Origin of the sequence: Bradyrhizobium zhengyangense, from assembly GCF_022012435.1 — a bacterium.
Taxonomy (GTDB): Bacteria; Pseudomonadota; Alphaproteobacteria; order Rhizobiales; family Xanthobacteraceae; genus Bradyrhizobium; species Bradyrhizobium zhengyangense.
In genome coordinates this window covers 77,773-101,346 of sequence record NZ_JAKLUA010000018.1, presented here as the reverse complement: position 1 = coordinate 101,346, position 23,574 = coordinate 77,773, and the positions used below count along the sequence as shown (strand labels likewise).

General features: G+C 63.6%; 23 protein-coding genes. 9 read left to right on the top strand and 14 right to left on the bottom strand.

Going from position 1 to position 23,574, the window contains the following annotated elements; all coding sequences use genetic code 11:
* The first annotated feature begins 43 nt into the window (after positions 1-43).
* On the top strand, positions 44-1,300 hold the full coding sequence (locus L6637_RS34845; RefSeq protein ID WP_237866282.1) for a serine hydrolase domain-containing protein: 1,257 nt from the start codon (positions 44-46) through the stop codon (positions 1,298-1,300).
* Positions 1,301-1,358: 58 nt separating this feature from the next.
* On the opposite strand, the gene L6637_RS34840 is transcribed toward L6637_RS34845, so the two are convergent.
* Complete coding sequence (locus tag L6637_RS34840; protein ID WP_237866281.1) at positions 1,359-3,821, bottom strand: putative bifunctional diguanylate cyclase/phosphodiesterase; 2,463 nt, start codon at positions 3,819-3,821, stop codon at positions 1,359-1,361.
* A 305-nt stretch (positions 3,822-4,126) separates the two neighbouring features.
* Positions 4,127-4,987: a LysR family transcriptional regulator gene (locus L6637_RS34835; protein ID WP_237866280.1), complete on the bottom strand. Its 861-nt coding sequence runs from the start codon at positions 4,985-4,987 to the stop codon at positions 4,127-4,129.
* A 106-nt stretch (positions 4,988-5,093) separates the two neighbouring features.
* On the opposite strand from L6637_RS34835, the gene L6637_RS34830 reads away from it, so the two are divergent.
* Positions 5,094-6,086, top strand: a complete 993-nt coding sequence (locus L6637_RS34830) for a zinc-dependent alcohol dehydrogenase family protein (protein ID WP_237866279.1) — start codon at positions 5,094-5,096, stop codon at positions 6,084-6,086.
* A gap of 16 nt (positions 6,087-6,102) precedes the next feature.
* Here the strand turns inward: L6637_RS34830 and L6637_RS34825 are convergent, their stop codons facing one another.
* Together L6637_RS34825 and L6637_RS34820 are read right to left on the bottom strand one after the other, a co-directional pair.
* Positions 6,103-6,297 carry a hypothetical protein gene (locus L6637_RS34825; RefSeq protein WP_237866278.1) on the bottom strand — a complete coding sequence of 65 codons (195 nt, stop codon included), beginning with the start codon at positions 6,295-6,297 and terminating at the stop codon, positions 6,103-6,105.
* A 305-nt stretch (positions 6,298-6,602) separates the two neighbouring features.
* Entirely contained in the window at positions 6,603-7,586 is a 984-nt protein-coding gene (locus L6637_RS34820; protein ID WP_237866277.1) for an aldo/keto reductase, read from the bottom strand.
* A 104-nt stretch (positions 7,587-7,690) separates the two neighbouring features.
* On the opposite strand from L6637_RS34820, the gene L6637_RS34815 reads away from it, so the two are divergent.
* Entirely contained in the window at positions 7,691-8,584 is an 894-nt protein-coding gene (locus L6637_RS34815) for a LysR family transcriptional regulator (protein WP_237866276.1), read from the top strand.
* A gap of 79 nt (positions 8,585-8,663) precedes the next feature.
* Here L6637_RS34815 and L6637_RS34810 read toward each other — a convergent pair whose 3' ends face one another.
* Complete coding sequence (locus tag L6637_RS34810; protein WP_237866275.1) at positions 8,664-9,185, bottom strand: DUF2231 domain-containing protein; 522 nt, start codon at positions 9,183-9,185, stop codon at positions 8,664-8,666.
* Positions 9,186-9,195: 10 nt separating this feature from the next.
* Positions 9,196-9,876, bottom strand: coding sequence for a TetR/AcrR family transcriptional regulator (locus tag L6637_RS34805; protein WP_237866274.1), 681 nt, complete (start codon positions 9,874-9,876; stop codon positions 9,196-9,198).
* An 89-nt stretch (positions 9,877-9,965) separates the two neighbouring features.
* On the opposite strand from L6637_RS34805, the gene L6637_RS34800 reads away from it, so the two are divergent.
* Positions 9,966-11,168 carry an MFS transporter gene (locus L6637_RS34800; RefSeq protein WP_237866273.1) on the top strand — a complete coding sequence of 401 codons (1,203 nt, stop codon included), beginning with the start codon at positions 9,966-9,968 and terminating at the stop codon, positions 11,166-11,168.
* A 36-nt stretch (positions 11,169-11,204) separates the two neighbouring features.
* Here L6637_RS34800 and L6637_RS34795 read toward each other — a convergent pair whose 3' ends face one another.
* A complete protein-coding gene (locus L6637_RS34795; protein ID WP_237866272.1) occupies positions 11,205-12,278 on the bottom strand; it encodes a hypothetical protein in 1,074 nt (357 codons plus the stop codon).
* Positions 12,279-12,513: 235 nt separating this feature from the next.
* Between L6637_RS34795 and L6637_RS34790 the strand changes: the two genes are divergently transcribed.
* Positions 12,514-13,545: a patatin-like phospholipase family protein gene (locus tag L6637_RS34790; protein WP_237866271.1), complete on the top strand. Its 1,032-nt coding sequence runs from the start codon at positions 12,514-12,516 to the stop codon at positions 13,543-13,545.
* Positions 13,546-13,552: 7 nt separating this feature from the next.
* On the opposite strand, the gene L6637_RS34785 is transcribed toward L6637_RS34790, so the two are convergent.
* Together L6637_RS34785 and L6637_RS34780 are read right to left on the bottom strand one after the other, a co-directional pair.
* Positions 13,553-13,981, bottom strand: a complete 429-nt coding sequence (locus L6637_RS34785; protein ID WP_237866270.1) for a CBS domain-containing protein — start codon at positions 13,979-13,981, stop codon at positions 13,553-13,555.
* A 188-nt stretch (positions 13,982-14,169) separates the two neighbouring features.
* Positions 14,170-14,979, bottom strand: a complete 810-nt coding sequence (locus tag L6637_RS34780) for a rhomboid family intramembrane serine protease (protein WP_237866269.1) — start codon at positions 14,977-14,979, stop codon at positions 14,170-14,172.
* A 452-nt stretch (positions 14,980-15,431) separates the two neighbouring features.
* On the opposite strand from L6637_RS34780, the gene L6637_RS34775 reads away from it, so the two are divergent.
* Complete coding sequence (locus tag L6637_RS34775; protein WP_237866268.1) at positions 15,432-15,986, top strand: PAS domain-containing protein; 555 nt, start codon at positions 15,432-15,434, stop codon at positions 15,984-15,986.
* 12 nt (positions 15,987-15,998) lie between these two features.
* On the opposite strand, the gene L6637_RS34770 is transcribed toward L6637_RS34775, so the two are convergent.
* Positions 15,999-16,388 carry a COG4315 family predicted lipoprotein gene (locus tag L6637_RS34770; protein WP_237866267.1) on the bottom strand — a complete coding sequence of 130 codons (390 nt, stop codon included), beginning with the start codon at positions 16,386-16,388 and terminating at the stop codon, positions 15,999-16,001.
* 143 nt (positions 16,389-16,531) lie between these two features.
* Between L6637_RS34770 and L6637_RS34765 the strand changes: the two genes are divergently transcribed.
* Positions 16,532-17,035 carry a GNAT family N-acetyltransferase gene (locus L6637_RS34765; protein WP_237866266.1) on the top strand — a complete coding sequence of 168 codons (504 nt, stop codon included), beginning with the start codon at positions 16,532-16,534 and terminating at the stop codon, positions 17,033-17,035.
* 19 nt (positions 17,036-17,054) lie between these two features.
* Here the strand turns inward: L6637_RS34765 and L6637_RS34760 are convergent, their stop codons facing one another.
* On the bottom strand, positions 17,055-19,055 hold the full coding sequence (locus L6637_RS34760) for a DEAD/DEAH box helicase (RefSeq protein WP_237866265.1): 2,001 nt from the start codon (positions 19,053-19,055) through the stop codon (positions 17,055-17,057).
* A gap of 351 nt (positions 19,056-19,406) precedes the next feature.
* Between L6637_RS34760 and L6637_RS34755 the strand changes: the two genes are divergently transcribed.
* Positions 19,407-19,721: a cupin domain-containing protein gene (locus L6637_RS34755; protein WP_237866264.1), complete on the top strand. Its 315-nt coding sequence runs from the start codon at positions 19,407-19,409 to the stop codon at positions 19,719-19,721.
* Between the two features lie 11 nt (positions 19,722-19,732).
* Here the strand turns inward: L6637_RS34755 and L6637_RS34750 are convergent, their stop codons facing one another.
* The 3 genes from L6637_RS34750 to L6637_RS34740 all read right to left on the bottom strand — a co-directional run bounded on the left by L6637_RS34750 (position 19,733) and on the right by L6637_RS34740 (position 22,016).
* Complete coding sequence (locus L6637_RS34750; protein WP_237866263.1) at positions 19,733-20,245, bottom strand: hypothetical protein; 513 nt, start codon at positions 20,243-20,245, stop codon at positions 19,733-19,735.
* Between the two features lie 109 nt (positions 20,246-20,354).
* The gene (locus tag L6637_RS34745) at positions 20,355-20,771 is read right to left on the bottom strand and encodes a VOC family protein (protein WP_237866262.1); all 417 of its coding nucleotides are present in this window, start codon (positions 20,769-20,771) and stop codon (positions 20,355-20,357) included.
* A 93-nt stretch (positions 20,772-20,864) separates the two neighbouring features.
* Positions 20,865-22,016, bottom strand: coding sequence for a zinc-binding dehydrogenase (locus L6637_RS34740; protein WP_237866261.1), 1,152 nt, complete (start codon positions 22,014-22,016; stop codon positions 20,865-20,867).
* A 133-nt stretch (positions 22,017-22,149) separates the two neighbouring features.
* On the opposite strand from L6637_RS34740, the gene L6637_RS34735 reads away from it, so the two are divergent.
* On the top strand, positions 22,150-23,391 hold the full coding sequence (locus tag L6637_RS34735) for an MFS transporter (protein WP_271604696.1): 1,242 nt from the start codon (positions 22,150-22,152) through the stop codon (positions 23,389-23,391).
* Positions 23,392-23,574 lie beyond the last annotated feature (183 nt).

The window sequence follows — 23,574 nt, the reverse complement described above, 5'->3', positions numbered from 1 at the left end:
CTGATGTCTTGCGGCTTTGCTCCCGGCGAGTGAGGAAGCCCGCATGAAGCGTCGTGAATTTCTGGTCGGGGCAGCGATGCTGGCCGGCACGATGGCGCGGAGCCGCGCTGGCGACATCCCCGCTCCCGCACCCGACAAGCTGCGAGGCATCACCGCGTTCTTCGAAAACGAGGTGACCACCGGCCGTTTGCCGGGCGCGATCGTTCTGGTCCAGCAGCACGGCAAGCCTGTTTATTTCAAGATGTTCGGCGTACGGGATGTCAGGACCCGCCTGTCCATGACGCCGGACACGATCTTCGCCCTCCATTCCATGACCAAGCCGATCACCAGCCTCGCGGCCATGATGCTGATCGACGAGGGCAAGCTTGCGCTTACCGATCCCGTGTCGAAATACATTCCCCTCTTTGCCGCTACAAAGGTGGGAATGGAAATCACCAAGCCCGACGGCTCGATGGCGCTCGAGATGGTGCCGCCTGTTCATCCGGTGACCATCAGGGATTTGATGCGGCACACCTCGGGCATCACCTACGACTATATCGGCGGAAGGTGGGTCGAGCTTGCCTACAGGGCTGCGCATATCTTCGAAGGCCCCTTCAACAACCGGGAATTCGCCGACCGTATCGCGAGGCTCCCGCTCGCGCGCGAGCCGGGGACGCTGTGGCGCTATGGTCATTCCACCGATGTGCTCGGAAGCGTCATCGAGATCATCACCCAGCAGTCGCTCTACGATGCGCTGAAGCAGCGCATCTTCGATCCGCTCGGCATGACCAGCACCAAATTCGTGCTGTCGACACCGGACGAGATCGAACGGATGGCGCGACCGCTGCCGAGCGACCAGATCCTGCTCGATGGCGAGCGCGAACGTCTCGACCATCCGGAATGGCAATCCGGCGGCGGCGGCCTGCTCTCGACCATCACTGACTATCGACGCTTCGCGCAAATGCTGCTCAGCGGCGGCGAGCTCGACGGCAAGCGTTACCTCAGCCCGACCGCCTTCAAGGCCATGACGAGCGATCAGATCGGGCCCGGCTCCGGCGTCGAACGCGACTATTTCTATTACCCCGGCGATGGCTTCGGCTATGGCTACGGAATTGCGGTCCGAACCGATCCCGGCAACGCCAAGCCGCCGCCGGCGGGCTCGATCGGCGAATTGAAATGGGACTCAGGCAGCGGCACCTATTTCGGCGTCGACCCCAAACTCGACATGGTCTACATCCTGATGGAGCAGACCCAGAACGAACGCGGCCGCATCACGCCCGCGTTCAAGGAACTGGTCTACGGCAGCTTTTCGCCCGCATGAGTCGTTTGTTCGAGCATGATCTTTTCGGAAAACCGCTGCGCACTTTTCCGGATCATGCTCATGCCGCCCGTGAGGTGCGCTGACCGAACTCGGCCAGCAGCTTTGCGATCTCGCCAGCCGGGCGCGCCGCGCTGAACAGAAAACCCTGCACCTCGTTGCAGCCTTCGGCGCGGAGCCAGTCGAGCTGATCCTCGGTCTCGACGCCCTCCGCGGTCGTGGTGATGTTGAGGCTGCGGCCAAGCCCGGAGATCGCACGCACGATCGCGACGCAATCGGGCCGCTGCGCCAGATCCTTCACGAAGGAGCGGTCGATCTTGATCTTGTCGAACGGGAAGCTGCGCAAGTAGCTGAGGCTCGAATAGCCCGTGCCGAAATCATCCATGGAAATGCCGACACCCAGCTCGCGCAATTGATGCAGGATCGCCAAATTGGCGTCGGTCTCGGCGAGGAAGATCGATTCGGTGATTTCCAGCTCGAGCCGCTTCGGCGACAGGCCGGATTGCGCCAGCGCCGAGATCACGACCTGAACCAGATTGCGGCTGCGGAATTGCGCCGGCGACAGATTGACCGCGACCTTGACGTCTGACGGCCACTTCACCGCTTCATGGCAGGCCTCGCGCAGCACCCATTCGCCGAGCTGGGTGATCAGGCCGATGTCTTCCGCGACCGGAATGAATTCCGCCGGCGAGACCATGCCCTTGTCGGGGTGACGCCAGCGCAACAGCGACTCGAAACCGGAGATGCGGTCGGAGGCGATCGACACCAGCGGCTGGTAGTGCAGCTCGAACTCGCCATTGGCAAAGGCGCGGCGCAGATCGACCTCCATGTCGCGGCGCTTCTGCGCCTGCAGGTCCATCTCGCGCTCGAAGAAATGGTGCACGCCGCCGCCGTCGGACTTCGCCCGGTACAGCGCCATGTCGGCGTTGCGCATCAGTTCCTCGGACGTGGTGCCGTCGCCCGGCGACAGCGCGATGCCGATGCTCGCGCCGATGACCATTTCCTGACCGTCGATGTCGTAAGGCGCCTTCAGTATCTCGATCAGCAGCGTCGCGCAGGCGCTCGCCTCGTTCGGCGAAACGTCCGCGGCGAGGATCACGGCGAACTCGTCGCCACCGAGCCGCGCTGCGAGATTGGCGCCGCGAACCGCGGTGGTGAGGCGTTCGGCAACTTCTTTCAACAGGCGATCGCCTGAGGGATGCCCGAAGGAATCGTTGATGTTCTTGAACAGGTCGAGGTCGATATAGAGCACGCCGACCCGTTTTCCCGCAGCCTGGTCGAGCGCCTGCTTCAAGCGCTCCTGGAAATGTTCCCGGTTGGGCAGGTCGGTGAGCCCGTCGTGGTGCGCCATATAGGCGATCCGCGCTTCCGCCTTCCGCCGCTCGGTGATGTCGGCCACTGCGACCAGATAACCGTCACGGTCGTTGAAGGGGACGCGGCGGCCAAAGGTGAGCACTTCGATCTCGCTGCCGTCGGCGCGCAGGTGCCGCCAATTGCGCTGGGAGTGATAGGTTTCTCCGACGCGCTCGAGCGCCTCGGTGTGGCTTTCCCACTCGTCCTCGGGCCAGATCTGGTGCAGCTTCATGCGCAGGAAGGCGGCGCGACTATAGCCGTAATGCTGGACAGCGGCGTCATTGACGCTGAGGAACTGCCTGGTCTCGGCGTCGAACACCCACATCGGCATCGGGTTGTTGTCGAACAGCAGGCGGAACGAGGCGTCGCGCCGCTTCATCGCAGTGACATCGGAGATGGTCAGCGAAATGACGTCGGCGAAGGCCGTCGCGCTCATGCGCAGATGACGGCCGTCGCTCTCGATCTCGAGCTGCTCACCGCGGCCGCCCAAAACCGCTTTCAGCAGGAACTCCAAGATTTCGGCCGCGGCAAGCAGTGTGGTGCCATGGCCGATCTTACGCCACAGCAGGCCGCCGCTCGCGACATCAAGCAGCAGCTCCGCGCTCTTGTTGTGATGCACGATTTGGAAATCGGACGGCTGACCATTGGCATCGCGCAGCGTCGCCAGCGAGACCACGGCATCGTCGGTCGCGGAAAAGATCGCATCCAGCAGATTGTACTGCGCACCGCGCTCGTTGACATAGGCGCCGACCAGCGTCGCGCCCCAGCGCGAGGCAGTCGGGAGCGCCAGCAGATCGTAGGTCCTGACCATGCCGTCGCGCACGCAATGGGCGCTGGCTTGGTGCGGCCGTCCGTTCTTGAGCGCGCTTGACACCGCTTCCGACAGCGCTGTGGCGCAATCCGGCGCCAGCTCCTCGACCGGAATGTCCCAGCGCTCGTCGCCGAGCCATTTCTGCACGTAGCGTCCGCTGCGCGACAGTTCGAGCGTGCCCTCACCCTTGAGCAGCGCGATGTGATCGGCCATCCGTCCAAGGCTGCCGAGCATCACGTCTTCATATCGCGGCAGCCGGTCACCCGGCCTCAATGCGGCACGCCATTTGCGCTGAAGCACCGGGATGTCGTCGAACATTTCGGTGGCCGGTTTGCCCGGCATCTTCTTCGCGGCACTCATTGCAGTCCCCAACGCACTTTCCGTGCGCATCCAAGGGCTGGCTCGCTTAATGGCGTGTAAAAAGGACGCAGACGCAGGTTCCGGATCAGTGATTATGACAGTTTTAAGTCGCGCGTTGGTTAGTGGGCGTTAGAGACTGTGACGGTTGCTTGAAATGCGGGGTGTCTCTTTTGCGAACAGCTGCATCCACGTCGTCATTGCGAGCGTAGCGAAGCAATCCAGGGTCTTTCCGCAGACGCATTCTGGATTGCTTCGCTACGCTCGCAATGACGGAGCAAAGCAGACACACCTTCGCATCCTCGCGGCTACGACGCCTCCCCGGCCAATCGCTCAATCACGAGATCCAGCAGCGCGCGCAGGCGCGCGAGCCGCCGGAGATCGCGGTGATAGCCGACATAGGTGTCACGGCCCGGCGGGCTCACGCCGATGTGGAGCGCGACCAGGCGGCGGTCGCGATCACCGAGCGGACGCGGCAGCACTGCGAGGCCGCCACCTGCGGCGCAAAGCTCGGCCTGCACCTGCCTGTTGTTGCTGCGCGCGGCGATCTCCGCCTTCGGCAAATTGCGCTTCAGCCAGACGGCGTCGGGCATCTCGGCGAATTCGGCGTTCATGGTCACGACGCGGACACCGCTGCCGTCGCCGGCGCGCGGCGGCTTGCAGCCTTTCTTGCCGTAGAGCGCATAGGGAATGTGCAGCAGTTTCCTGGAAATGACCTCGGGCTCGCTGAACGGCTTGATGCGAAAGACGAGATCGGCTTCGCGCCGCGGCAGGCTGTAGAGCCGGGCATCGGTCAGGAGCTCGACAATCACCTTGGGATGGCGCTTGCCGAAGGCCGCGATGACCGGCGACAGCATCAGCGTGCCGAACCAGTCCGACGAGGACAGACGCAAGGTCCCGTCGAGCTGCGTCTCGGCACCTGTCGCCTGCCGCTGCAGCGCGAGCGCCTCCTCCTCGATCCGCTCCGCATGGGCGAGCACAGCCATGCCTTCGTCGGTGAGGACAAAACCGTCGGCCGTGCGCTGGAATAGCGTTTGCCCGAGCGCATGCTCCAGCACACGCAGCCGCCGTCCCATCGTCGGCTGGGTCTGCCCGATTTTTCGCGCGGCAGCCCCTAACGTACCCTCGCGCGCAATCGCCAGGAAGATGCGCAGATCGCTCCATTCCATCGGATCCCCCGCCCATTCAAAAATGCACGAATATCGTACGCTATTGTTTCTTCTCATGCAAAAAATCATGGGCATATTGGAGGCCGACAACGGGAGCAAGACGGCCATGACCAGACCATCGACGATGCGAGCAGGCGTGCTGGAGACCCACAACGCCCCCTTGCGCATCTCAACCATCTCCACGCCCGAGATCGGCCCGCGCGAGGTGCTGGTGCGTATCCGCGCCAGCGGCGTCAATCCGCTCGACACCAAGATCCATGCCGGCGCGGCCGCGCATGCGCGCCAGCCGCTGCCGGCGATCCCCGGCATCGATCTCGCCGGCGTGGTCGAGCAGACCGGGCGCGAGGTCTCGCGCTTCAAGGTTGGCGATGAGGTCTATGGCATGACCGGCGGAGTCGGTGGCGTGCAGGGATCGCTCGCCGAGTTCGCCGCCGTCGATGCCGACCTGCTGGCGCTGAAGCCAGCCAATCTCAGCATGCGCGAGGCTGCCGCCCTGCCCCTCATTTTCACCACCGCGTGGGAAGGCCTGATCGACCGTGCCGCCCTGAAGGCCGGACAGAAGGTATTGATCCATGGCGGCGCGGGCGGCGTCGGCCATGTCGCGATCCAGATCGCGCGCGCGTTCGGCGCGGAGGTGTACGCAACGGGCTCGGCCTCACAGCGCGCGACTATCGAAGGTTTTGGTGCTGTATTCATCGACCGCGACAGTTCGGTCGAGGCCTATGTCGCCGAACATACCGGCGGCCGCGGCTTCGACATCGTCTACGACACCGTCGGCGGCAAGGTGCTCGATGCCTCCTTTGCGGCGGTGCGCCACTTCGGCCATGTCGTCAGCGCGCTCGGCTGGGGCACGCATGCGCTGGCCCCGCTGTCGTTCCGCGCCGCCACCTATTCCGGCGTGTTCACGCTGCTGCCGCTGCTGTCAGGCGAAGGCCGTGCGCATCACGGGGAGATCATGGCAGAGGCCACGCGCCTCGCTGAGGCCGGCAAGCTCGTGCCGTTGCTGGATGCCAGGCGCTTTTCGATGGAGAGCGTTGGCGAGGCCTATGCGCTGATCCGCGATCACGCCGCCAAGGGCAAATTGGTGGTCGATATCTGACGGCGCAGAACTGCCGCTAATCCTCGCTCGACGCCGCCGAGCGGTTGCGCAAATAGGCCTGCGACAATAGGAAAAATAGTGCGCGCTCGCCGTGATATTTGGCTGACGGCCGCGTGCGTTCGAAGCCGTCGGCAAAGATCTTGCCGGACTGGTCGGAGACCTGCCACCGCCAACCGAACCGTTTGCGCCTGGTAAGGATCACTTCGAACATGCCGACGCGCTTTGGTCCCCTGCCCCTTGCCGGCTACGCGAGCCGCCAAGGCTGCGCCGGCGTCCCCCATTGGACGGATGCCCGACATATAACCCAGCAGGATGGAAAGCGAATGAAATTGATTATCGGAAATGCGTATCTTGCAAAGGTAATAGCGAAGTCGAGGTGAGGCCGGAATAAGCCGATGTCGCCGGTGTTCTCTATCTCCTTCGCTGGCGGCTTGGTCGCGCTTACTGCAGTATTCAAAGCGAAACACAGTGGGAATGCCCGGTAAGCGAACGCTCACCGAGCCTTCACAACAAATGTTAGCGGCCAACCCGTGCCTGGAGGTGCGCAGGATAGCGCTCGCCTTGCACCGCGACCGTGGCGAGCACGTCTGCAATGGCCGCAAGATCGGCTTGCGACAGCGTTACTGCAGCCGCGCCGAGATTTTCCTCGAGCCGGTGCAGCTTGGTGGTGCCGGGAATCGGCACGATCCAGGGCTTTTGCGCCAGCAGCCAGGCCAGCGCGATCTGCGCCGGCGTCACTTTCCGGGACGCAGCGATCTCGGCGAGCAGATCGACCAATGCCTGATTGGCCTTGCGTGCGTTGGATGAGAAGCGCGGTACGATGTTGCGGAAGTCGCTGCTGTCGAACGTCGTGCTCTCGTTGATCGCGCCGGTGAGAAAGCCTTTGCCGAGCGGGCTGAAGGGCACGAAGCCGATACCCAGCTCTTCCAAAACAGGCAAGATCTCCTGCTCCGGCTCGCGCCACCACAGCGAATATTCGCTTTGCAATGCGGTGACGGGCTGGACCGCATGCGCGCGGCGAATGCTCGAGGCGCCCGCCTCCGACAGGCCGAAATGCAGCACCTTACCCTCGCGGATCAATTCCTTCACCGCGCCGGCAGTGTCCTCGATCGGCACCGCGGGATCGACGCGATGCTGATAGAATAGATCGATGCGGTCGGTCTTCAGCCGCTTCAATCCGGCCTCCGCCACCGCCTTGACGTTGGCGGGGGAGCTGTCGAGCCCGGCTTCGACCTTGCCGCCCTTGAAGCCGAACTTGGTGGCGATCACCACCTTGTCGCGGAAGGGCGCCAGCGCCTCACCCACCAGTTCCTCGTTGACGAAGGGGCCATAGGCTTCCGCGGTGTCGAAGAAGTTGACGCCGCGCTCGAACGCGGTCCGGATCAGCGCGATCGCCTGCGACGTCTCGGTCGCGGGGCCATAGCCGTAACTCAGTCCCATGCAGCCGAGACCGAGGGCCGAGACCTCCAGGCCACTTTTGCCGAGTTTGCGTGTCTGCATGTCAAGCTCTCCTTGCAGATTGATATCCGGCGGCGAACTTAGGCCGCGCGCGAGCCTGCAATTAGATGATAAAACCGGCATGTACTCATAATCTGGATTCATGAATGGCTCGCACCAACACCAACGACCTGCTCGCCTTTCTCGCCGTCGCGCGCGAGCGCAGTTTTACCCGCGCTGCCGCACAGCTCGGGGTGTCGCAATCGGCGCTCAGCCACACCGTGCGCGCGCTGGAGGAACGGCTTGGCCTGCGGCTCCTGACCCGCACCACCCGCAGCGTGGCGCCGACCGAGGCCGGCGAGCGGCTGCTGCGCACGATCGGGCCGCGTTTCGACGAGATCGACGCCGAGCTGTCGGCGCTCACCGCGCTGCGTGCCACGCCAGCGGGCACGGTCCGCATCACCACCGGCGAACACGCGGCACAGGCGATCCTGTGGCCGGCGCTCGCAAAGCTCCTACCGCGCTATCCTGACATCAAGGTCGAGCTCATCATCGACTACGGCCTCACCGATATCGTCACTGAACGCTACGACGCCGGCGTCCGTCTCGGCGAGCAGGTCGCCAAGGACATGATCGCCGTACGGATCGGACCGGAGATGCGGATGGCCGTGGTCGGCGCGCCCGCCTATTTTGCGGCGCGCAGCAAGCCGAAACAGCCGCAGGATCTCACCGAGCACAATTGCATCAACCTGCGCCTGCCGACCTATGGCGGAATCTATGCCTGGGAGTTCGAGAAGCGCGGCCGCGTCGTGAAGGTTCGCGTCGACGGCCAGCTCGTATTCAACACCGGCCTGCTCAGGATGAATGCTGTGCTGGCCGGGTTTGGCTTGGCCTACATCCCAGAAGATCTGGTGAAACGCGAGATCGCCAATGGCCGCCTGATCCGTGTGCTCGCCGAGTGGTGCGCGCCGTTCGCGGGCTATCATCTCTATTACCCGAGCCGGCGACAGCCGACGCCGGCCTTCGCCGTGCTAGTGGAGGCGCTGCGCTATCGGAAGTGAGGGTCAGCGCACAATGCGACAAACTGCGATGCGCTCGTCATACCGCTTGCGGCGAATTCCGAAGGCTGTCAGGGCAGAGCTAACTCCGGCCGCCTCGATCTGGCGCCGACAAAGGATGCGCTCCGCGCTCGCCAATTCCATCGACGGGACTCATTCGCGTTGCGACGATGCCGATTCGATTTCGATAGACCAACTCGCCACCTTTCCAACCCGTGACGGCAAGCGGCCCGATAGCCACAACCAGCGCGAACGCGACTACCAGATTCGCCTTCTTGCCTTGAATCGCTCTCGCCGCCTCAAACACGGCAATGAACCACCAGACGACGGCAGTCGCGATCGCCCATCGCCGGTGGTCGATCATGAAGATCGTTTGAGACGCGTCATGAGCGACCGTGAAGAAAGCGTCGATTCCCGCAATCACGGTCAGGATCGACAGCGCAGCTCCTGTCCAGAGGTTTATCCGGGCCGCGACGACCACGACGCCCGCCCAACTGCGTCCGCCCGCGATTTGACCGAGGGCATACAGCGCCGTTGCCACGACGTACAGGGCGATCGTGAAATGCACAAAAATCGGATGCCAATTCGGAACGATCTCGGGCATCGCAATACTCCTATTTTGCTTTCTCGACGTGATCGGATTTCCGCGTCTTCGCTCCCGTCTGCAAATTCTCCAGCGCAGTAACGAAGAATAAAAACATTCTGGACGCGAGGCTCGCGAGCTTGTTCGCCCGCAGACCAGCGATCGCTGACTGGAAACCGAGACCCTGTATGATGCAGAAGTACAGGGTTGCCGCATCGGAGATGCTTGTGCCCTTCGGAAGTTGACCATCCTTGACTGCCTCCTTCAGCAGATCGGTCACGTGCCGTTCGTACAGGACATGAAGCTTTTGAAACTGTTCGTTGAGCGTCGGGTAACGATGCCGAAGATCGTCCGACATCACCACCTTAACGATTGCGGGAAATTTCTCGATTAGCCCGACGTGACCGACGAGGATTTTCTCGAGGCGAGCGAGCGGCGGCTCGTTGCTGTGGTCGTGTAGAGCGCGCCTCCAGACGCCTTCCAGGCTCTCCTGCAGCCACGCCAAAACCTCGGTCCAGAGCGCCTCTTTTGTAGAGAAATGCCGAAACACCACGCCTTGGGATCGACCAATCGTATCTGCAATGAGCTGCGTACTTACCGAGTCCGCACCTCGTTCGTGGACCAGTCGCAAGACCGTCTGCACGATCTGCTCCTTCCGGTCTTCGGCTTGCAAGCGTTCGCGGCTGAGAGACGAGGTGGTTTCGGCGGCCATTTCTGACATCCTTGATTAGATAGCGAGTACATACTATCTATCGGCCTTGAAGTTTGCTGTCAACTCCGCACAAACGACAGGAGCATGCGTTGGATCTCAAACAGCTTCGCTTGGTCATGCCTCTTGCGACCTGCCAGGCAGCGCTACTGACAAACAATATCGTCGTTATCGGCCTCAACGGCTTGGTGGGCTATGCCCTGCTCGGCGAAGACAAGTCGCTGGCAACATTACCTATCGCGACCTACATCGCCGGTACTGCAGCCATGACCTTCCCCGCGTCGCTCTGGATGAGACGGTTTGGACGCCGACACGGGTTTCTGGTGGGGACGGCCATCGGGCTATTAGGCGCACTCATCTGCATCGCCGCGTTGTTCATGAGCAGCTTTGTAATCTTGTGCATCGGAACGCTGCTGATTGGAGCCTACAACGCGTTCGGACAATATTATCGGTTTGCTGCTGCGGAGATGAGCGGCCGAGAGTTCGCTGGCCGCGCCATTTCGATGGTCCTTGCCGGCGGCATCGTGGGGGCAATCGTGGGTCCCGAGGTAGCCAAGCGGACCAAAGACCTCTTTGCGGTCCAATTCGCGGGGACCTACATTTTCCTGGCCTGCCTGGCGCTTGTGGCCCTGGCAATCCAGGCCAGCCTGCGTTTGCCGATCATCAAGGACGAAATGGAGCAATCCGAGAGTCGGCCGATTTCGCAAATCGCGCGTCAGCCCGGATTCATCATGGCGGTTCTCAGCAGCACACTCGGATATGCAGGCATGAGCATGCTGATGACGTCGGCTCCGATCGCGATGATCTCTCACCATCACGGATACGCTGACGCTGCGTTCGTGATCCAGTGGCATGCTTTGGCAATGTTCGCCCCGTCGTTCGTGACGGGTGCATTGATCAAGCGCGCGGGTGCAGCCGCGATCATCCGGCTTGGCGCGCTTTTGATGCTCGCTTGCGCTGTCGCGGCCGTAATTCTTGGAACCGGCGTAAACGCCTTCTGGGTTTCGCTGGTTCTCTTGGGAGTTGGCTGGAATTTTCTCTATGTCGGCGGAAGCACGCTGCTGACGAAAAACTATCGCACTTCAGAGGGCGCCAAGGCTCAGGCATTCCACGATCAAACGGTCTTCCTATCAACCGCCATCAGCACGGCATTGTCCGGCTGGCTACTCCAGCGGGTCGGATGGCAGACCTTGCTCGGCCTGACGGCCGCCTTGGCCACGATCGTCTTGCTGGGGAGCGTCTGGTTTACCGAACCAAATCGCAAGGGGGCACAACTCGCAAGGGAGTCGCGGTAAGCCACATTACGTCGAGGCCCGCGTTACCTTCGCGCCCTACCGCGCCACGACTTCGACCTCGCCGTCGACGCCGTTGACGACGTTGAAGCCGCGCTCGTAGACCTTGCCCTCGTTCTTGGCGATGGCGCGGTATTCGCCCTCGGAGAGCACCACGCGCGGGAAGGCGCCGATCGATTCCTTGATCACGTCGCCGCCGGGCGTCAGCACCGACCATGCGGTGTTGGCGAGCGCCTCGCCGCCCTTGTCGCTGACGAGCTTGAGCGTGATCACGGCTGCGCGGTGGGTGATGGTGACGTCGGTGAGCTTGCCGGCCTGGACGCGGATGTCCGAGCGCACCACCGAGTTGGCGTCGCCGTAATTGGAGATGATGTAGTAGGTGCCCTCGGGCAGCAGCACGACGTCGCCGGCGGCGACGTTCGGCACCAGCGAGGCCCGCTCGCCGGACTCGAACTGGCTGCCCTTGTAGATCGCGAACGATATCTGGTTCTGCGGGATGCGGCTGGTGCCGACGCGGCCCTCGATGCGCAGGCCCCCGGCCGGCAGCACGAAGGACTCGCGGTCGGTCTCGGCTTTCAGGCTGACGGTGCGTACCGCGCTGACCAAACCGAAGGCGACGTGCACGACGTAATTGCCGGGCGGCAGCACGATGCTGGGCGTGGCGCTGCGGTCCTCCTTGATCAGCTTGAAAGTACCGTTCTCGTCGGGACGGTCGGAAAAGACGCGCCAGACCAGGCCGCCGTTGATCGCCGGAGAATCCTTGCCGTATCTCGCGGTCAGCGACAGCACACCCTGGCCCGGCACGGCCGCGTTGAGCGGCGCGGACGGCGGCACGGTCGAGACGGCCGGCGGCGGCATGCTGGGCGTATTCGGCTGGGTCAGGGTCGGCGGCAGGCTCAGGGGACCGGCGCCTGGACCGGACGGCGGCGCCAGGCTGACGGCGCCGCCGGGATCGGGCACCGAGGCCGGCGGCACCGGCGGCGGACGATCAGAGAAAAGCTGCGCCTGCGCAGCGTTTTGGCCTGAGGTAACGAGGCACGCAGCAACGATCAGCGCCGGCAGCAGCCTGCCGCCGCGCCGCCATCTGATGATGCCGTCACCCCCTGGAGTCATGCTTCCTGCTTTTCACCGAAAACGCGGCAAATTCAAGCCTCTGAAATCCCATGGATTACGGTTCTATGGAACCCGGTTGACGCCTGCGTGATTACATCTCTGAGGCAACGGGCCCTCGCCACACTCCTGCCCCCTGCGTCCCGAACGCTATAAACCATGCTTTGCCCTGTTTCTGGCGAAGCGGAAGCGCGGCGCCTACTCTGGAGTGAGGACGGCCCGGAGTAGGAGAGTTTCGGTGCTGGATATCTTGAGAGGTCGGGGTGTGAACGGCGCAAATGGCGAGAAAGTCGGTCTCGGCAGCATCCGCCGGCCCGTCATTGGTCTTGCCCTCGGCGGCGGTGCGGCGCGCGGTTTTGCCCATATCGGTATCATGAGAACGCTGCTGGCCAACGGCATCGTGCCCGATGTCGTGGTCGGCACCTCGATCGGCGCTGCGGTCGGCGGCGCCTATGCGGCCGACCGGCTCGACGCGCTGGAAGACTGGGCCCGCAGCCTGCAAGGCGTGCGCAACATCCTCGGCTATCTCGACATCCGCCTCAATGGCTCGGGCCTGATCGGCGGCGAGAAGCTCGCTAGCCGGCTGGAGGAATCGATCGGCCAGACCCTGATCGAGGACCTGCCGATGAAATATGCCTCGGTCGCGACCGAGGTCCGGACCGGCCACGAGATCTGGCTGACGCGCGGCCGTCTGGTCGAGGCGATGCGCGCCTCCTATGCGCTACCCGGCATCTTCTCGCCGGTGATGATCGGCGACCGCTGGCTGGTCGATGGCGCGCTGGTCAACCCGGTGCCGGTGTCGGCGGCGCGGGCGCTCGGCGCCGAGATCGTCATCGCGGTCAATCTGTCCACCGACATCTTCACGCATTCGACGACGATCCATGCGCATGGGGCGATGCCCGTGCCTGTCGCCACCCCTGTCGCCGAAGAGGTCCCGGCCAAGCGGCGCTTTCCGCGCATCTTCTCGCCGGAGAAGACCGTCAAGCGCGAGTTCTTCGGCAGCGCCGGCCGGCCCGGCATCTCGTCGGTGATGATCGATGCCTTCAACATCATGCAGGACCGCATCACCCGCGCGCGGCTCGCCGGCGATCCACCGGACCTCCTGATCACGCCGCGGGTCGGCCAATTCGGCTGGTTCGACTTTCATCGTGCCGAAGATCTGATCGCGCACGGTGCGCGCGCCGCCGAGCGCGCGCTCGAGTCGATCCAGGAAACCATCCACGTGCTCGCACCGGCGCCCCAAGGCGATGCGCCGAAAGCCGTCGAATGAGACGGGCTTAGGCCGTCTTGATGTAGTCGCGCAGGGCTTCCTGCTCGGACTCGTATTCCCGCACGCGCCATTTGACGATGTCGCCGATCGAGATCAGGCCGACCACCTTGCCGTTGTCGACGACTGGCAGATGGCGGAACTTGCCTGTCGTCATCATCTCCATCAGTTCGGCGACCGTGTCGGTCTCCTTGCAGCTCACGACCTTGCGCGTCATGACCTGGGAGACCGCCTCGTCCAGCACGCCGGCGCCACGCTCTCCGAGCACGCGCACGATGTCGCGCTCGGACAGGACGCCCTCGAGCCGGCTCTGGTCCATCACCAGCACCGCGCCGATCTTCTTCTCGCCGAGCAGCTTGACGGCAGCGGCGAGCTTGGCGTCCGGCGCGACGCTCATGATCTGATGGCCCTTGGTATTGAGAATGGAACGTACCGTCATTGTCGCCTCCCTGAATCGGCTCCGTCCGCTTTGCGCGGTCCGGACTTGTTCGCGAGTCTTCAACTAACAGTTTCAGCGCCGGTTTCACGCTCGAGCGCTTTGCGAAGTGCAGCTTCTATGAGCTTGCTGCTTCGGAACATTCTTCCGCAGAATGATGGATGAATTCGGGCTGCGCCGCAAGCGCCGCTTCAAATACCGTTTGAAATGTCCTGTGATGACGCATCCGCAGCATCATCGCTTCGCACGCGCGGCACGGGATCGAACAGTGCGAACAGCAACAGGCCGGCGAAAAAGCCGCCGATATGCGCTTCCCAGGCGACGCCAGCGCTCTCGCTGTCGACGCCGATCGCGCCGACGCCGAAGATGATGTTGAGGGCGAACCACACACCGAGGAAACCGACGATCCGACGATCGCGCAACGCCTGGACCAGCGGCAGTGCCGGAACTCTCGCGGCGGTATCGGCGTCCGAACGACTGAACGACAGGAAGCTGCCGCGCACGAAGGCGAACCGGATCGCCGCCGCCATTGCGCCCGAGACTGAGGCCGAGGCGCCGATCATCGGCACCACCGCATGCTCGTGGGTGACGAGATGGGCGAGCGCGCCGGCGGCGGCCGTCACCGCCAGGAAGACGAAGAAGCGCAGTGCGCCGAAGCGTCGCGCCAGCGCGCTGCCGAACGGCAGCAGCCACAGCACGTTGAAGGCGAGATGGGTGAGATTGGCGTGCAGCAGCGAATAGGTGACGAAGGTCCAGACCTTCGCGCCGGCGCCGCCCTCGAATTGCAGATTGACCAGGGAGGAATCGTAGCGCTTCGGGATGAAGCCGAACACGTCGATGGTCCAGTTCTCGAGTTCCGGCGGCAGCAGCACCCGCAGATGGATCAGCGCCAGCAGCACGACATAGGCCGTCAGCGGCCACGGCAAGGTCAGGATCGGCTCGCGCCGGGCCTCTTCGGCGACGACCGGATGGTTCGACGGGGGTTGTGACGGGGAATCCAAGGCGGTTTCGCTTTCAGGCGCGATCGAGGCAACAAAGCTGGAGATAGTCGCGTTTGCCGGCCTTGCGCAAGTGCACAAAAGGAAAAGGCAGGGCCCTGGGAAAGCCCTGCCTGTCCGTGTCGGCCTTTCCGACGCAACGGGAGAATAAGGTGTATCCCCACCCCTCCCCGCGGCCAGTGACCAAGCTGTTTGACGCCCGTGTACAGGCCTCGCCGAGAACCTGGAGAAAGCGGCGAGGCTTGCGACTGGAATCACCATAACAGGCGCGCGGGACACGCAAAGCGCATAGTTAATTTAACGTTAACGCCGTAAAGGCAGGCCTGCGGATGCCAAAAACGCCTCCGCGGCATGGACGCTGCAATTCCCCTCCTGCACAACATCAAAGGGATCTCAGGTGCGCTGAAGCGGGACAGCTTTGTCCCACGAGGTTGCGCCGAGGGTAAGCGTCGATCATGAAACATCCATCGAGCCGCGCATTCTTCGCGTATTGGGACACAAAGCGCGGTAGCGCGCGGGCTCCTGACCGGGCCGATATCGACCCGGCCGCGGTGCGCGAGCTGCTGGGCGACATTTTTGTGCTGTCCTGCGAGCCGAAGGCAGGCTTTCCGTTCCGCGTTGCCGGCACCCGCGTCTGCGCGCTCGCAGGCCTTGATCTCAAGGACCGGGACTTTGCCGCCTTGTTCACGGATGCGAGCCGCAGCGAGATCGAGGAGATCACGACCGTCGTCGCCGACGAGACGCTGGGTGCGATCGCCGGTCTCACCGCGCAGCGCGAGGACGGCAGCAAGGCGCATCTCGAGCTGCTGCTGCTGCCCTTCAACGCCCGCCCGCATACGCCTGTCAGCGTGACCGGCGTGCTCGCACCGTTCGACGACGAATGCGGCGCGCTCGGCCCGTTCACCCTCACTTCCTGGCGCTACCTGCACCAGCCGGAGAAATTGCTGCCGCGCACGATCCGCAAACTGCAGATCGCACGCGGGCTGATAGTGTATGAGGGGCTGCGCTAGGCAGCCTCCCTATCACGGCATCGCCAGATGCCAGGCGCCATTCAGAAAGCCGTCGCCGGTGATGTCGCCGGGCTTGGTGTCCTTGGCGAAGGTGTAGAGCGGCTTGCCCTTGTGCGCCCATTGCTTGGAGCCGTCGTCGCGGGTGATGATGGTGTAGCCGTCGCCGGGCGCGTCGCTGGCCTCGGCCTTCAGCGCCGGCCAGTTAGTCGCACACGGGCCGTTGCAGGCCGATTTGCCGTCCATGTCCTTGTCGAACGTGTAGAGCGACATGCCCTTGGCGTCGGTAAGCACGTTGCCCTTGTCGGTCTTGCCGGTCTTGGTCGGCGGCGCCGCGAACGCAGCCGAGGTGAGTGCGAGTGACGCTGCGAGCGTGAACACGAGGCGGATCGAGGATGTCGTCATGGTGTCTCCTGTCATGCAATTGGCTTGCACGGGGTAGGACGCCGCGGCCCCCGCACTATTCCTCGAAAGCGGGCAAAGATATTTTTGGCTGCGCGCATCAAGGGGGCGGAATAAATTGCGGCTGATGATACGGAATAGCGAAGATGAGCAGGCCACATTGGCGTCGTGCGCACATCACCGATCTCGAGGCGATCAGTGCGATCGCGGCGCGGATTCATCCCGATCTTCCCGAGCGGCCCGACGTGCTCGCGGAAAAGATGCGGCTCTCTCCGGATGGCTGCCGCGTGCTCGCCACGGGCAGCGGGATCGCAGGCTACGGTCTTGCACATCCCTGGATGCAGCAACAGATTCCGCCGCTCGACGGTTTCCTCGGCCAATTGCCTGAGGCCGCCGACTGCCTCTACGTGCACGACGTCGCCGTGCTGCCCGACGCCCGAGGCGGCGTGGCGCGCGCATATGTTGCGGAGATCGAACAGCTCGCGCGATCTTCAGGCATCACGACGCTTGCGCTGGTCTCGGTCTATGGCACGCGCGTGCTGTGGGAACGCCTCGGCTTCCAGCCCGTCACGCCGGATGCGGCGCTGCGCGCCAAGCTCGCGTCCTACGGCGCGAGCGCGACCTACATGCTGCGCGAGCTCGCCCGATAGGCCCCTGCCCCGCGACCGCTCAGCCGCGGTGCTTCTTCTTGTTCTTCTTACCCGACGCGCCTGGCCATTCGGTGACCGACGGCGCATATTTGGCGTCACCGGATTTGTCTCCGAATTTCTTGTTCTTCTTCCCGAATGCCGGCTTGCCAGATTTGCCGCCGTCGTGAGGCTTGAAATCACTCTTGGCGTGCGGCTTGCCCTGATGCTTGCCCTCCGGCTTTCCGCGCGGCCTGTCGTGAGGCTTCGGCCCCTTGGCGTTCCAGGTATCGTCGCTCCGGCGGGCGACTTGATTGTCGTCGCCTTGATCGCGCTGCGGAGCGCGTGCGCGCTTCTCCACCGGAGCCTGCTCCTGCGGCGCGCCCGTCACCAGCTCGATGCGGATGCTGTCTTCCTTGTCCGGACGCTTGACCTTGGCGGCGAAGGATTCGGCGACGCGCTCGGAAATCTCGAACTCGGTGGTGGTGTCGCTGATCTTGATCGCTCCGATGTCGCGCTTGTCGATGCCGCCGCGGCGGCAGATCATCGGCAACAGCCAGCGCGCCTCGGCATTCTTGCGGCGGCCGATGGCGGCCCGGAACCAGACGGTAGGCTCCGTCATCACATGTTTCGGCGATGACTTCCCCGCCTTGGCGCGAGGCCGCTCGGAGCGGTCGTCGCCACGCGGTGCGCGATCGTCGCGATGACGATCATCGCGCGGCCGGCTGCTTCGTTCACCGGGATCGATAATGTCTTCCGGCGACGGAAGCCGCGCGCGATAGAGCCGAGCCAGTGCTGCGGCGATGTCCTCGGCCGACCGCTCGGCCAGCAAGGCCTTCGCCAGCTCGAGATCGTCGGCGGACGTTTCCTCGGTGAACAACACGTCCTTCATGCGTTCATGATCGAGCTTGCGAATCTCATCCGCTTGCGGCGCCGTGCCCCAGTTCGCCTCGATGCCGGACAAATTTAACAGTACATCGGCACGCCGCCGTCGTATTGGCGGCACCAGCAGAACGCTCACGCCCTTGCGGCCCGCGCGCCCGGTGCGGCCTGAGCGATGTTGCATGACCTCCGGATCGTTCGGCAGATCGGCGTGAACGACGAGGTCGAGGCTCGGCAGGTCAATGCCGCGGGCGGCCACGTCTGTCGCCACGCAAATGCGGGCGCGTCCGTCCCGGAGCGACTGGAGCGCCAAGGTACGCTCGTTCTGCGTCAATTCGCCTGAGAGAGCGACCACGGAAAAACCGCGCTCCAGCAGCGCCGCCTGCAAATGCCTGACCGCATCGCGCGTATTGCAGAATACCAGTGCGCTCGGCGACTCGTAAAAGCGCAGCACGTTGACGACCGCATGCTCGACATCGCCGGCAGCGACCCGGATCGCACGGTACTCGATATCGGCGTGACCGCCCTCGTCGCCGGCGACCTCGATTCGAAACGCCTGCTGCTGATACTGTTTCGCAAGCGCCACGATGCCGCGCGGGAAAGTCGCCGAGAACAACAAGGTGCGGCGCGTCTCCGGCGTGGTCTTGAGGATGAACTCCATGTCCTCGCGAAAGCCGAGATTGAGCATCTCGTCGGCCTCGTCGAGCACGACGACCTTCAATTCCGAGATATCGAGGCGTTTGCGGCGCAGATGATCGCACAAGCGGCCGGGCGTGCCGACGACGATATGGGCGCCCGCGGCCAGCTCACGCTGCTCGCGGCGCGGGTCCATGCCGCCGACGCAGGAGACGACGCGCGCCCCGGCATGCTCATAGAGCCAGGTCAGTTCGCGCTGGACCTGCAAGGCGAGCTCGCGGGTCGGCGCGACGATCAGCGCCAGAGGCGCCGCGGCCTGCGCGAACCGCTCGGCATCATCAAGAAGGTCCCTGGCCATGGCCAGCCCGTAGGCAACGGTCTTGCCCGAGCCTGTTTGCGCCGACACCAGCAGGTCGCGATCGACGGCATCCTTGCCGAGCACGGCGAGCTGAACAGGTGTCGGTGAATCGTAATTGCGCTCAGCCAAAGCACGGGCAAGCGGCGGGGTCACGGCCGGAAAAGACACGGAATGGAAAACCTTGGTTGGTCCGGGCGCGGAGCGGAAAGAGCCGAGGGGCCTCGACGCTGCAATCACTGCAGAAGGCCCGGTCACACCCATCATGATTTTGATTTGGACGCTCTTTACGCCAGAAGCTGCCAAATCACCATGGCTTTGATGCATGGCATTGGCGACAGGGTGAACAGGTTCGGGGGCGCTCAGCCCTGCCTTTAGCGCGATTTCGGGCCGGAATGGCGGGCTTTTGCGGCCGTCGCGCCTGAATTGGGCTCGATCGGCCGTGCGAGGGAGGCATGCATGCCCTGCTTTGCCGCAAGGTAACAGCCATTGCAGCGCTCGGCAGGTTGACGGACACATGTCATGCCACGTCAGTCATGCCACCCCAAATCCTGCCTTACGAAAGAGTGCGACGTGATGGTGGTGAAGGTGAAGGGCGAGTTCACCTGGCACAGGCACGACGACACTGACGATTTCTTTCTCGTACTCAGGGGCAAGCTCGACATCGAGTTGCGGGACCGCACCGTGACGCTCGGCCCAGGCCAGCTCCATGTGGTGCCCAAAGGTGTCGAGCACCGCCCGGTGGCCCGTGAGGAGGTTCATCTGATGCTGATCGAGCCGACCGGCACGCCGAACACCGGCGACAAGGCCACGGCCGCGCCGCGCAAGCTCGCGTAGCAAGCGCGGCTCTAATCCCTCGATGTCACGGGCCTGCTGAAGCTTTCGGCGAGCCTTGCTCTCACCCGCGCGACAGAGTCCTTGGCCGCGTGACTTAGGGAGCGAATAGCGCGCCAGGCTTCGGTCGCCTGCAGCCATGCCCTCATCTCAGTGAATTTGCCGTAGGCCCAGGCGAAAGCCGGGATCCGCATCAGCTTGTCGCGCGTCAGATGAAACAGGCGCTCGACCAGCACCAGCTTGAGCAGCTCGCAGCCGACGAACGCCACCATACCGCTGAGGAACTGACCGGTCGCAACGAGGTACGCCGCAACCGGCTTGATCGGCTCCAGAATGAGCACGGGCACGGAAAACAGCGCCAACGACGGATAAGGCGGCAGCGATCTGATCCAGGCGCGCAGCCGCTTGAATTCGAAGTGCCGGGCAAGCCAAGCCGAGATCGGCCGCGCCACGGCCACGAACACCGCATCCACCAGGAAGTAGACGGCCGCCAGGAAGTAGGTGATGGGTTTCAGGATTCGCTTCACGGATACTCTCCCGCGAACTGAAAGCCGGAACCCGCGCTTAAGTTTCACGCCCAGGTGGATCATTCGCGGATTCTCTGTGGAACTTTTAGGGCATGCGGTTCCATCAATCTCAGATCTCGGCGTAGACCTCCAGTAGATTGCCGTCGGGATCGCGGAAAAACAGCGTGCGATGCCCGAAGGCTTGGTTTGTCGGTGGCGACGGCAGCACCACGCCGTGCTGCACGAGTTCCTCGGCGCAAGCGTCGACCTCGGTGGCCGAGACCTTGAACGCCAGTTGCAGTGAGGCACTCCCCGCCGGCGGCGGTGCATCAGTCGCCGTGCGGCTCGGTCGCGCCAATGCGAGCGTGTTGCTCCCTATCCCATACTCGATCCAATTCGGCGATAGCTCGCGCAGCAGGGATAGAGCGAGCACGTCCTCGTAGAAGCTACGCATCGCGGCCATGTCGCGCACGAAGATGACGGTGTAGTCGATCGCTCGGATGGCGCTGAAGGGTGAGCTGGTGCGGCTTGGTTGTTCGTTTGTCATCGTAGCTCTTATTCCAGATTCCGACTCGTAGCCTGGCGCAATGTCGGACCGGCAGCCCGGATTACGCCTGCGCTCCACCCGGGCTACTAGATCTCACTCCACCAGATCCGGCCACGGCACGATGGTCGATTTCACCGTCTTCATCGCCATCGCATCTTTCACGGCTCGCGCGACGCCCTCCTCCGTGAACGGATAGATCGTTTGCATCTTCAGCCAGGGATATTTATCGCGGGTGCGGTAGAGCATGTCGACACCGAGCGGGAGATCGTTACCCGTGAATCCCCAGGAGCCGAGCACGTTGAGGTCCTTGGTGCAGATGCGGTGCCATGAGGTCTCGATCGAGCCGGCGTCGGTGAACTGGCCCATCTCGACATAGGTGCCGCCGTCGCGCAGCATCTCAATGCCTTCGGGACCGGCTGAGGGGTGGCCCGAGCAATCCATCACGAGATCGGCGCCAAAACCGCCGACGATCTCGCGGACGCGCGCGATGCGCTCTTGCGGCGATGCGATCTCTTCGATGTTCACGGTGGCTTCCGCGCCAAACTCGCGCGCGAGTTTTAGGCGCGGCTCCTCCGGCGCGCCGACGCAGATGACGCGCCCTGCCCCCATCTCCTTCGCCGCTGCGACCGCCAAAATGCCGATCGGGCCGGAACCCTGGATCACCACGGTGTCGGCCCAGGTGAAGCCGCCGGCGCGGCTCGCGCGATTGAACGCGCGGATGCACGATGTCAGCGGCTCCGACAGCGCACCTAAGCGCAGCGACATATCGTCGGGCAGCTTGTAGATCTTGGTGCCTGGCAGCATGTCGAGATCGACATAGACATATTCAGCCCAGCCGCCCCACATGTGCGGCGCCTTGTCGAAGCCAAGGTAGCGGCCGTAATAAACCGGCGTCAGGCATTTGTTGGCGGTCTGCGGATAGTGAATGCAGTAATAACAGCGGCCGCAGGGCATCAGTGGCGGGATCATCACTTTCGAGCCGACCTTGAGCGGCTTGCTCATGAAGTCTTCCGTGAATTCATCGCCGCATTCGACGATGACGCCGCCGAGCTCGTGGCCGAGCGTGAACGGCCAGGGTAGCGGCTTCGGCCAGTGTCCTTTCAAAATATGCAAATCGGTGCCACAGACGCCGCACGCGCCGATCTTGATCAGCGCACCCTTGCGACCGACCTTCGGCCACGGCACGGTCTTGATCACGGGCTCCGAGCCCGGTCCGGCGTGGGTGCATACGCGGATTGAATCCATGGCTGTTTCCTCGCGGCCCGTCTTGTGTTGAATGATGGCGCGGGCTCGGACAGAGCGTATGTGAGGTTCGGCCAGATGCCAACCGAGGCAGCGATCATAGGTGCCGCGGGCGCAATCCTGCCAAGGTGATCGTTTGAACCCAATCCCCCAAAATCCCGTAGCCGCGTCCGGCTCGTTCGCGGCGATGAAGTCCGTGCCGTACCGGCTGCAGTTCATCGCCTATGTGCTGGCGATGATGGCGGATAATATCGAGCACGTGATCAGCTATTGGGTGGTGTTCCAGAAATTCCACTCGCCGACGCTGGGCGGCTTTGCCGTGCTGTCGCACTGGCTGCCATTCCTGCTGTTCTCGGTCGTGGTCGGCGGGCTCGCCGACCGGTTCGACCCGCGCCGCATCATCCAGTGCGGCATGTTGCTGTTCATCGTCGCCTCGGCGGGATGGGGCTTCTTCTTCATCACCGACACGATCCAGATGTGGCACGCGATGCTGCTCCTGGTGATCCACGGCTGTGCCGGCGTGCTGTGGCAGACGCCGAACCAACTGCTGCTCTACGATCTAGTCGGTCCTGCCGATCTTCCGAGCGCGGTGCGGCTAAATGCAATGGCGCGTTATCTCGGCATCCTGGTGGGGCCGGCCGTGGGCGGTCTCATCATGCTGACGCTCGGCACTTCGCACGGCATCATCTTCAACACGCTGTTCTATCTGCCGATGCTGCTGTGGCTGTTCTGGGCACCGGTCCGAGACAAGAGCGTCGCCATGCGGCGCTACGCCGTGCGCGGCTTTGCCGACATCCTGCTGACGATGCGCGCGATCGGCACCCAGCCGGTGCTGATGGCGATGACATGGCTTGCCGGCCTCACCTCCTTCATGATTGGCAATGCCTATCACGCGCAGATGCCGGGCTTTGCCGGCGATCTCGGTCATGGCGATCCTGGCGTGTCCTACAGCGTGCTGCTCGCGGCCGACGCCGCCGGCGCGCTACTCGCCGGCATCGCGCTGGAATCCTGGGGACGGTTGAAGGGCACGGCGCGCACGGCGATCACGCTCGCGATGCTCTGGAGTGTCGCGCTGCTCGGCTTCGCCGCGGTGCGGATCTACCCCGTCGCGATCGTGCTGCTGTTCTTTGCCGGCTTCTTCGAGCTTTCCTTCAACACCATGGCCCAGGCGCTGGTTCAGCTGAATGCGCCCTCCGACATTCGCGGTCGTGTCGTCGGCCTCTATAATATGGCGGGACTTGGCATGCGCGCGTTCAGCGGCATCACCGTCGGCGTCTTTGGTGCTGCGATCGGGATTCACTGGTCGCTGGGACTCTCGGCCGCAGTGCTGCTGGCGCTGCTGTGCCTGCTCTATGGGCGGGCGACCAGGAAAGCCTAGGGGCCCGGTCGTCGGCCCGGGACGGCTGCGCTCCTCCGGTCCGGGAACACTGGGATACTGCCCGCCGCTGATGTGGCTTTTTGAACGCATTGTGTCGGTCCGTCATCGCCACGCCAAATCATAACGCGGCGTTAACCCTATGCACCTTAGGGTCGTGTCGGACTCCGCCCGGGCGGGGGGTCG

Bases quoted from the DNA above. Each gene is read 5' to 3' on its own strand.
- L6637_RS34845 (WP_237866282.1), top strand. From the start codon at position 44: ATGAAGCGTCGTGAATTTCTGGTCGGGGCAGCGATGCTGGCCGGCACG.
- L6637_RS34840 (WP_237866281.1), bottom strand. From the start codon at position 3,821: ATGAGTGCCGCGAAGAAGATGCCGGGCAAACCGGCCACCGAAATGTTC.
- L6637_RS34835 (WP_237866280.1), bottom strand. From the start codon at position 4,987: ATGGAATGGAGCGATCTGCGCATCTTCCTGGCGATTGCGCGCGAGGGT.
- L6637_RS34830 (WP_237866279.1), top strand. From the start codon at position 5,094: ATGACCAGACCATCGACGATGCGAGCAGGCGTGCTGGAGACCCACAAC.
- L6637_RS34825 (WP_237866278.1), bottom strand. From the start codon at position 6,297: ATGTTCGAAGTGATCCTTACCAGGCGCAAACGGTTCGGTTGGCGGTGG.
- L6637_RS34820 (WP_237866277.1), bottom strand. From the start codon at position 7,586: ATGCAGACACGCAAACTCGGCAAAAGTGGCCTGGAGGTCTCGGCCCTC.
- L6637_RS34815 (WP_237866276.1), top strand. From the start codon at position 7,691: ATGGCTCGCACCAACACCAACGACCTGCTCGCCTTTCTCGCCGTCGCG.
- L6637_RS34810 (WP_237866275.1), bottom strand. From the start codon at position 9,185: ATGCCCGAGATCGTTCCGAATTGGCATCCGATTTTTGTGCATTTCACG.
- L6637_RS34805 (WP_237866274.1), bottom strand. From the start codon at position 9,876: ATGGCCGCCGAAACCACCTCGTCTCTCAGCCGCGAACGCTTGCAAGCC.
- L6637_RS34795 (WP_237866272.1), bottom strand. From the start codon at position 12,278: ATGACTCCAGGGGGTGACGGCATCATCAGATGGCGGCGCGGCGGCAGG.
- L6637_RS34785 (WP_237866270.1), bottom strand. From the start codon at position 13,981: ATGACGGTACGTTCCATTCTCAATACCAAGGGCCATCAGATCATGAGC.
- L6637_RS34775 (WP_237866268.1), top strand. From the start codon at position 15,432: ATGAAACATCCATCGAGCCGCGCATTCTTCGCGTATTGGGACACAAAG.
- L6637_RS34770 (WP_237866267.1), bottom strand. From the start codon at position 16,388: ATGACGACATCCTCGATCCGCCTCGTGTTCACGCTCGCAGCGTCACTC.
- L6637_RS34765 (WP_237866266.1), top strand. From the start codon at position 16,532: ATGAGCAGGCCACATTGGCGTCGTGCGCACATCACCGATCTCGAGGCG.
- L6637_RS34755 (WP_237866264.1), top strand. From the start codon at position 19,407: ATGCCACGTCAGTCATGCCACCCCAAATCCTGCCTTACGAAAGAGTGC.
- L6637_RS34745 (WP_237866262.1), bottom strand. From the start codon at position 20,771: ATGACAAACGAACAACCAAGCCGCACCAGCTCACCCTTCAGCGCCATC.
- L6637_RS34740 (WP_237866261.1), bottom strand. From the start codon at position 22,016: ATGGATTCAATCCGCGTATGCACCCACGCCGGACCGGGCTCGGAGCCC.